This is a genomic window from Streptomyces sp. NPDC051173 (assembly GCF_040689515.1).
In the GTDB taxonomy this organism is placed as follows: Bacteria; Actinomycetota; Actinomycetes; order Streptomycetales; family Streptomycetaceae; genus Streptomyces.
In genome coordinates this window covers 1-5,648 of record NZ_JBFBBD010000143.1, presented here as the reverse complement: position 1 = coordinate 5,648, position 5,648 = coordinate 1, and the positions used below count along the sequence as shown (strand labels likewise).

Sequence of the window (5,648 nt, the reverse complement as noted above, 5' to 3'; positions counted from 1 at the left end):
CCGCAGGCGGCAACGGACCTGAGGTTCGGGGTCTGGGGCAGCGCCCCAGTTTCGGGAAGGGGCGGGGTAGGGGAACAAGCCCGCCGCAGGCGCCACCCGACCCGCAGACAAGGGGCCCGGGGCGGGGCCCCACGCGGCGGAGCCGCACACTGGATGCAAGCCGGGAAGGGGTCGGGGCCGGCCCGCCGCAGGCGCAACGGACCCGCACTCCGGGGGTCCGGGGCGCAGCCCCCGCGTGGCGGAGCCGTGCATCACACTCAGCCGGGCAGGGGAACAACGCGCCGCAGGCACAACGAACCCGCACCCCCGGGGGCTCGCGTGGAGCCCCCGGCCGGCGGCAGGGGTCAGATGCCCGCCGCCTGGGACAGGTCGCCCTTGATCAGGCTCAAGACCTCGTTCGCCCGCTCGCGGGCGTCCGTGAGGGCGATCGCCGAGGCCACCGGGACGACTACCTCCAGGTAGCACTTGATCTTCGGTTCGGTGCCCGAGGGGCGGACGATGACGCGGGCGCCCGAGACCGTTCCGGAGGTGTCACCGGCGAGGTGGTACCGCAGGCCGTCCGTCGGCGGGAGGGACTCGGAGCCCTTGGCCAGGTCCTCGGCGGAGGTCACCTGGAGGCCGGCCAGCAGCGTGGGCGGCTGCTCGCGCAGGCGGCGCATCGCGTCGGAGATCAGGGAGAGGTCCTCGACGCGCACCGAGAGCTGGTCCGTCGCGTGCAGGCCGTGCTCGACCGCGAGGTCGTCCAGTAGGTCGGTGAGCGTACGGCCGGTCTCCTTGAGCTCGGCGGCCAGCTCGGCGACGAGCAGGGCGGCGGTGATGCCGTCCTTGTCGCGTACGCCCTCGGGGTCGACGCAGTAGCCCAGCGCCTCCTCGTACGCGTAGCGCAGGTCGTCCACGCGGGCCAGCCACTTGAAGCCGGTGAGGGTCTCCTCGTACGCGGCGCCGGGGGCGGCGGCCGCGATGCGGGAGAGGAGGGACGAGGAGACGATCGTGGTCGCGAACGTGCCCTGAGCCTTCTTGTGCACCAGGTGCGTGGCCAGCAGCGCGCCCACCTCGTCGCCGCGCAGCATGCGCCAGCCCTCGGCGGACTCGGGGTCCGGCACGGCGACGGCGCAGCGGTCGGCGTCGGGGTCGTTGGCGATGACGATGTCCGGCTGGGCCTCGCGGGCCGTCGCGAACGCCAGGTCCATCGCGCCCGGCTCCTCCGGGTTCGGGAAGGAGACGGTCGGGAAGTCCGGGTCGGGCTCGGCCTGCTCGGCGACGACCGTCGGCGTGGGGAAGCCGGCCCGCTCGAAGGCGGCGGTCAGGACGGTGCGGCCGACGCCGTGCATGGGCGTGTAGACGACGCGCACGTCCCGGGCGGAGCCGTTGGTCAGGACCGCGTCCGTACGCTCCAGATAGGCCTGCACGATCGTGTCGCGCAGGGTCTCCCAGCCGGCCGAGGGGCGCGGCACGTCGTCGAGGCTCGCGACCGCGGCGATCTCGGCGGCGATCTCCGCGTCGGCCGGGGGCACGATCTGGGAGCCGTCGCCGAGGTAGACCTTGTAGCCGTTGTCGCGCGGCGGGTTGTGGCTGGCGGTCACCTCGACGCCCGCGACCGCGCCCAGATGGCGGATCGCGAAGGCGAGCACGGGGGTGGGCAGCGGGCGCGGGAGCAGCGCGGCCTTCAGGCCCGCGCCGACCATCACGGCCGCGGTGTCCAGGGCGAAGTCGGCGCTCTTGTGCCGGGCGTCGTAGCCGATGACGACGGTGCCGCCGACGTGGCCCTGCTTCTTGAGGTACGCGGCGAGACCGGCGGCCGCGCGGATGACGACGGCGCGGTTCATCCGCATGGGACCGGCGCCCAGCTCACCGCGGAGACCCGCCGTCCCGAACTGGAGCGTGCCGCCGAAGCGGACGCTCAGCTCGGCGGTGTCCCCGGCGTCGAGGAGCCGGGCGAGCTCGTCACGGGTGTCGGGGTCGGGGTCCTCGGCCAGCCACGACTTGGCTCGCGCGATGAGGTCTCGCTCCACGGTTTCTCCTCCTGAGTGGTCGAGTGTCTGGCTCCGCTGCGCTTCTGCCGGGCGGGCGCAGGTGTGTCACCGGGTGTTGCATCGTTGCCCTGACGTAGGGCTCATAAATCACATGGGTGTGGGGTCGGTGGCGTTGCGCCTGCGGCGGGCTTGTTCCCCAGCCCCGCCCCTCCCCGAACTGGGGCGTGTGCCCCAGACCCCCGGCTGCGGGTCCGTTGGCGCCTGCGGCGGGCTTCTTCCCCTACCCCGCCCCTTCCCGAAACTGGGGCGCTGCCCCAGACCCCGACGTGCGGGTCCGTTGCCGCCTGCGGCGGGAGCTCCCCCAGCTACCGCTGGGAGGTGCCCCCAGCGGGAACGCGGTGCGTTGTCACGGCACTCAATGCGCCTGACGGCGCCTCGCACCGCGTTCCAGGTCCTCAGCCCGGAGGTCACACCCCCGGTCCAGCCACCAACCCAGCCCGGTCGGCGATTGAGGCCACCCCACCCCACCCACGAACAGCGAGAACTACAGCCGGTCGAGCACCGAAGCCAGCAGCGCCCCCATGGCCGTCGCCGAGTCGCGCCCGGCCTGGAGCACCTCTTCGTGGTTCAGCGGCTCACCCGTCATGCCCGCGGCCAGGTTGGTGACCAGGGAGATGCCGAGGACCTCGGCACCGGCCTCGCGGGCGGCGATGGCCTCGAGGGTGGTGGACATGCCGACCAGGTCCGCACCGAGGGTGCGGATCATCTTGATCTCCGCGGGAGTCTCGTAGTGCGGGCCGGGGAACTGGACGTAGACGCCCTCTTCGAGGGTCGGGTCGACCTCCCGGCAGAGGCCGCGCAGCCGCGGCGAGTAGAGGTCGGTGAGGTCGACGAAGTTCGCGCCGACGATCGGCGAGGTCGCCGTGAGGTTGATGTGGTCGCTGATCAGCACCGGCTGACCGGGGCGCATGCCCTCGCGGAGGCCGCCGCAGCCGTTGGTGAGGACGATGGTCTTGCAGCCGGCGGCGACGGCGGTGCGGACGCCGTGCACGACGGAGGCGACACCGCGGCCCTCGTAGTAGTGCGTGCGGCCGAGGAAGACCAGGACGCGCTTGTCGTTGACCTTGTACGAGCGGACGGTGCCCGCGTGGCCGGCGACGGCGGCGGCGGAGAAGCCCGGGAGGTCGGTGACCGGGAACTCGATCTCGGGGGTGCCGAGAGCTTCGGTGGCGGGTACCCAGCCGGAGCCCATGACCAGGGCGACGTCGTGGGTCTCTGCGCCCGTGAGCTCGCGCAGGCGGGAGGCGGCGGCGTCGGCCGCGGCGTACGGGTCGGCCTGGATGTCCGGAGTAACTGATGCGTTCACGCGGACGAGGGTAGCCGCTATTCGCCTACGCGCGTAGATGTCGCTGGTGACGGTGTTCCGATTGTTGCTTTGTGTCTTATGACGAGACGGATTCGTCATAAGAATCAGCAACGCCTCGGAGGGGCGTCGGCAAGGCCTCAGCAGGGCCGCTTGCGGAGCTCCATCACGTAGTCGTGCGGCGCCCCGGCCGACTCCGCCGCGTCGGCGATCTCGCCGAGGTAGCGCGCCGAGGGCAGCCCGCCCTCGTAGCCGTTGAGGACGTAGACCCAGGCGGGCTCCTCCCCGTCCAGAGTGTGCACGCGGACCCTCATCCGGCGGTAGATGTCGAGGCCGACACCCTCCCAACGGTCCATCGAGTCCTCGTCCATCGGAGCGATGTCGTAGAGGGCGACGAAGACCTGGGAGCGCGGCGCCTCGACGACGGTCGCGAGCGCCCCCTCCCAGCCCAGCTGCTCGCCGCCGAACGTCAGTCGCCAGTCGGAGAGCCAGCCCGTGCCGCGCAGGGGCGAGTGGGGTGCGCGGCGGGACATCAGCCGCGCGTCGAGGTTGCCGGCGTACGCGGCGTAGAGCGACATGGCTCCGAGAGTACGGGAGTGAGGCGGAACGGCATTTGGGGTGGCAGTCTCGAAGGGAGGTTCGTCCGGAACCTCCTGCCGGTCGTCGCACGGATGCCCGTAGGGATGTACGTGGGGATTTGCGTACGGAACCGACGGGGGAGGCCCCGGGAGAAGTCGCTTCGACGGGTACGGGACAATGGAGTACGTGACTCGGATCGTGATCATCGGTGGCGGACCCGGCGGCTATGAGGCGGCGCTCGTCGCCGCGCAGCTCGGCGCGGAGGTGACCGTCGTCGACTGCGACGGTCTGGGCGGGGCGTCGGTGCTCACCGACTGCGTGCCCTCGAAGACCCTTATTGCGACGGCCGAGGTGATGACGACCTTCGACTCCTCGTACGAGGAGCTGGGGATCATCGTCGCCGACGACACGCCGCCCCTGGAGCAGACCGCCCGGGTCGTGGGGGTGGACCTGGGCAAGGTCAACCGCCGGGTGAAGCGGCTCGCCCTGGCGCAGTCGCACGACATCACCGCGTCCGTCACCCGGGCGGGTGCGCGCGTGCTGCGCGGCCGCGGCCGGCTGGAGCCGAACCAGGCGCCGGACGGCTCGCGCAAGGTCGTCGTGCGGGCCGTCGACGGCACCGAGGAGACCCTGGTCGCGGACGCCGTGCTGATCGCCACGGGCGCGCACCCGCGGGAGATCCCGGACGCGCTCCCGGACGGCGAGCGGATCCTGAACTGGACGCAGGTCTACGACCTGGACGAGCTCCCCGAGGAGCTCATCGTGGTCGGTTCCGGTGTCACCGGCGCGGAGTTCGCGGGCGCCTATCAGGCGCTGGGCTCCAAGGTCACGCTGGTGTCGTCGCGCGACCGCGTGCTGCCGGGCGAGGACCCCGACGCGGCCGCGGTGCTGGAGGACGTCTTCCGGCGGCGCGGGATGAACGTGATGGCCCGCTCCCGGGCGCAGTCCGCGAAGCGCGTGGGCGACCGCGTCGAGGTGACGCTGGCCGACGGCCGGGTCATCACCGGCACGCACTGCCTGATGGCGGTCGGCTCGATCCCCAACACGGCCGGGATCGGCCTGGAGGAGTCCGGCGTCCGGCTCAAGGACTCCGGCCACATCTGGACGGACCGGGTCTCCCGTACCAGCGCGCCGGGCGTCTACGCGGCCGGTGACTGCACCGGTGTGCTGGCGCTCGCGTCGGTGGCGGCGATGCAGGGCCGCATCGCGATGTACCACTTCCTGGGTGACGCGGTGGCGCCGCTCAATCTCAAGGCTGTATCCGCGAACGTGTTTACGGATCCGGAGATTGCCACGGTCGGCTATACGCAGGCCGATGTCGACAGCGGCAAGATTGACGCCCGCATGGTGAAGCTGCCGTTGCTGCGGAATCCGCGGGCGAAGATGCAGGGAATTCGCGACGGTTTCGTGAAGATGTTCTGCCGTCCGGGTACGGGCATCGTGGTCGGCGGAGTGGTGGTCGCACCGCGCGCGAGCGAGCTGATTCACCCGATTTCGATCGCGGTCGACAACAACCTGACCGTGGAGCAGATCGCCAACGCGTTCACCGTCTACCCCTCGCTGTCCGGCTCCCTCGCCGAGGTGGCCCGGCAGCTGCACGCGAGGAAGGCGCCGCGCGAGGGCTAAGGGGTGCCTGACGGATCTCCGCGGCGTCGCGACGCCCGGCACGCACTCTCGCCGCACCGGCCGAAAACCCGAGTACGCCCAGTACGAGGGCTTCCGGCCGGCACGCC

The 5,648-nt window shown here is 71.8% G+C and carries 4 protein-coding genes; 1 reads left to right on the top strand and 3 read right to left on the bottom strand.

The features are described from left to right. Positions 1-344: 344 nt before the first annotated feature. From AB0435_RS33795 to AB0435_RS33785, 3 genes are all read right to left on the bottom strand, one after another. Entirely contained in the window at positions 345-2,012 is a 1,668-nt protein-coding gene (locus AB0435_RS33795) for a phospho-sugar mutase (RefSeq protein WP_366428699.1), read from the bottom strand. A 505-nt stretch (positions 2,013-2,517) separates the two neighbouring features. After that, on the bottom strand, positions 2,518-3,339 hold the full coding sequence (locus AB0435_RS33790) for a purine-nucleoside phosphorylase (RefSeq protein WP_366008556.1): 822 nt from the start codon (positions 3,337-3,339) through the stop codon (positions 2,518-2,520). 137 nt (positions 3,340-3,476) lie between these two features. Continuing rightward, a complete protein-coding gene (locus AB0435_RS33785) occupies positions 3,477-3,914 on the bottom strand; it encodes a gamma-glutamylcyclotransferase (RefSeq protein WP_366008555.1) in 438 nt (145 codons plus the stop codon). Between the two features lie 178 nt (positions 3,915-4,092). On the opposite strand from AB0435_RS33785, the gene AB0435_RS33780 reads away from it, so the two are divergent. Beyond that, on the top strand, positions 4,093-5,541 hold the full coding sequence (locus AB0435_RS33780; RefSeq protein WP_361534880.1) for an NAD(P)H-quinone dehydrogenase: 1,449 nt from the start codon (positions 4,093-4,095) through the stop codon (positions 5,539-5,541). Positions 5,542-5,648: the final 107 nt, after the last annotated feature.

What these genes read in the sequence shown, in the direction of transcription:
- AB0435_RS33785 (WP_366008555.1), bottom strand. Translation starts at nt 3,914, where the DNA reads ATGTCGCTCTACGCCGCGTACGCCGGCAACCTCGACGCGCGGCTGATG.
- AB0435_RS33780 (WP_361534880.1), top strand. Translation starts at nt 4,093, where the DNA reads ATGGAGTACGTGACTCGGATCGTGATCATCGGTGGCGGACCCGGCGGC.